Below are 2,398 nucleotides of genomic sequence, written 5' to 3' on the forward strand. Positions count from 1 at the left end.
GGCTTGTACTCAGCCCCCACCCAGCCGGCATAGCCGAGCCGGTCGATGTGCTCGTAGAGGAAGGGATAGTTGATCTCGCCCGTCCCCGGCTCGTGACGGCCGGGATTGTCCGCAAGCTGGATATGCGCGATGCGGCCGAGGTTCGCCTCGATGGTACGGGCGAGATCCCCCTCCATGATCTGCATGTGGTAGATGTCGTATTGCAGGAACAGGTTCTTCGAGCCTATGCGGTCGATCAGCGCCAGCGCCTGGTCCGAATAGTTCAGGAAGAAGCCGGGAATGTCCCGGGTGTTGATCGGCTCGATCAAAAGCCGGATGCCGGCCTGCTCCAGCTTCTCGGCCGCGAAAGCCAGATTCTCGGCAAAGACGTTCTCCAGCACCGCGCGGTCGGCTCCCTGCGGTGCGATGCCGGCAAGGCAGTTGATCTGCTCGCAGCCGAGCGCATGCGCATAGGTGATGGCCTTGGCCACCCCTTGCCGGAATTCCGGTACCCGATCGGGAAGCACGGCAATGCCGCGCTCGCCCTTTGCCCAGTCGCCCGGCGGCAAGTTGAACAGAACCTGCGTCAGCCCGTTCTTCTTCAGGCGCGCGGCGACGACGTCCGGCGCATGATCGTAAGGGCCGATATATTCGACGCCCTTGAAGCCGGCGCGGGCGGCGGCATCGAAGCGGTCGAGGAACTCGTGCTCGCCAAAGAGCATCGACAGATTGGCTGAAAAACGCGGCATTCTTTTTCTCCTTCTCCCCGCCGGGCTCAATCCAACATCATGATGGCCGTCGGCGCATCCTCATTGCGTTCGGCCAATTCCTCGAACTCGGTGATCTTGTCGATTTCCGTGCCCATGGAAATGTTGGTGACGCGCTCGAGGATGAATTCGAGCACGACCGGAACCTGGTGCTCCTTCATCAGCCGCTGCGCCTGCTTGAAGGCGCCGGCGAACTCTTCCGGCTTACGCACCCTGACCGCCTTGCAGCCCATCGCCTCTGCGACCGCGACATGGTCGACGCCGTAGCCCGCTTCGGGATCGTTCGCCCGGTTGACGTTCTCGAAGGCAAGGCTGACCTCGTAGTCCATCGAGAAGCCGCGCTGCGCCTGGCGGATCAGGCCGAGATAGGCATTGTTCACGACGACGTGGATATAGGGCAATTTGTGCTGCGCCCCGACCGCCAGTTCCTCGATCATGAACTGAAAATCGTAGTCGCCGGAGAGCGCGACGATATCGCGGTCCGGATCGGCCGCTCGCACGCCGAGGGCGGCCGGCAGCGTCCATCCGAGCGGGCCGGCCTGGCCGCAATTGATCCAGTTGCGCGGCTTGTAGACATGCAGGAACTGCGCGCCGGCGATCTGCGACAGGCCGATCGTGGTGACATAGGTGGTGTCGCGGCCAAAGGCCTTGTTCATCTCCTCATAGACGCGCTGCGGCTTCAGCGGCACCTGCTCGAAATGCGTCTTGCGCTTCATCGTCTTCTTGCGCTGCTGGCATTCCTTCGCCCAGCCCGACCAGTCGCGCAGCTTGCCCGCCGTCCGCCATTCGGTGGCGACGTCGAGCAGCATCTTCAGCGCCGCACCGGCATCCGAGACGACGCCGAGGTCAGGCGCGAAGACGCGGCCGATCTGGGTAGGCTCGATATCGACATGGATGAATTTCTTCCCCTTGGTGTAGACGTCGACCGAGCCGGTGTGGCGGTTGGCCCAGCGATTGCCGATGCCAAAGGCGAAGTCGGCTTCCAGCATCGTCGCATTGCCGTAGCGATGCGAGGTCTGCAGGCCGCACATGCCGGCCATCAGCTGATGGTCGTCAGGGATCGTGCCCCAGCCCATCAGCGTCGGAATGACCGGCACGCCGGTGACCTCGGCGAACTCGATCAGCAGGTCCGACGCGTCGGCATTGATGATGCCGCCGCCGGCGACGATCAGTGGCTTTTCCGCCTGATTGAGCATCGTCAGCGCCTTTTCGGCCTGGCCGCGCGTCATCGCCGGCTTGAAGGAGGCGAGCGGCTCGTAGGCGTCGATGTCGAATTCGATCTCGGCCATCTGCACATCGACCGGCAGGTCGATGAGGACCGGACCCGGCCGCGACGAGCGCATCAGATGAAAGGCCTTCTGCAGCGCCATCGGCACCAGATAGGGTTCCATGACGGTGACCGCCCATTTGGCGACCGGCGAGGCGATCGCGGCGATGTCGACGGCCTGGAAATCCTCCTTGTTGAGGCGCGCGCGGGGAGCTTGGCCCGTTATGCACAGGATCGGAATGGAATCGGCCGCCGCCGAATAGAGCCCGGTGATCATGTCGGTGCCGGCGGGGCCGGAGGTACCGATGCAGAGGCCGATATTGCCGGCCTTGGCCCGCGTATAGCCTTCGGCCATATGCGAGGCACCTTCGACATGGCGCGCGAG

At 63.6% G+C, this 2,398-nt stretch carries 2 protein-coding genes; both read right to left on the minus strand.

Going from position 1 to position 2,398, the window contains the following annotated elements:
• Nucleotides 1-728, minus strand: a 728-nt coding sequence (gene hyi / locus EN738_RS33585; RefSeq protein WP_127287290.1) for a hydroxypyruvate isomerase, incomplete at its 3' end; no start/stop codon positions are given.
• A 26-nt stretch (nucleotides 729-754) separates the two neighbouring features.
• The coding region (gcl, locus tag EN738_RS33590) for a glyoxylate carboligase (protein ID WP_127287291.1) at nucleotides 755-2,398 on the minus strand (1,644 nt) is incomplete at its 5' end.

Origin of the sequence: Mesorhizobium sp. M4B.F.Ca.ET.017.02.2.1, assembly GCF_003998955.1 — a bacterium.
Classification (GTDB): domain Bacteria; phylum Pseudomonadota; class Alphaproteobacteria; order Rhizobiales; family Rhizobiaceae; genus Mesorhizobium; species Mesorhizobium abyssinicae.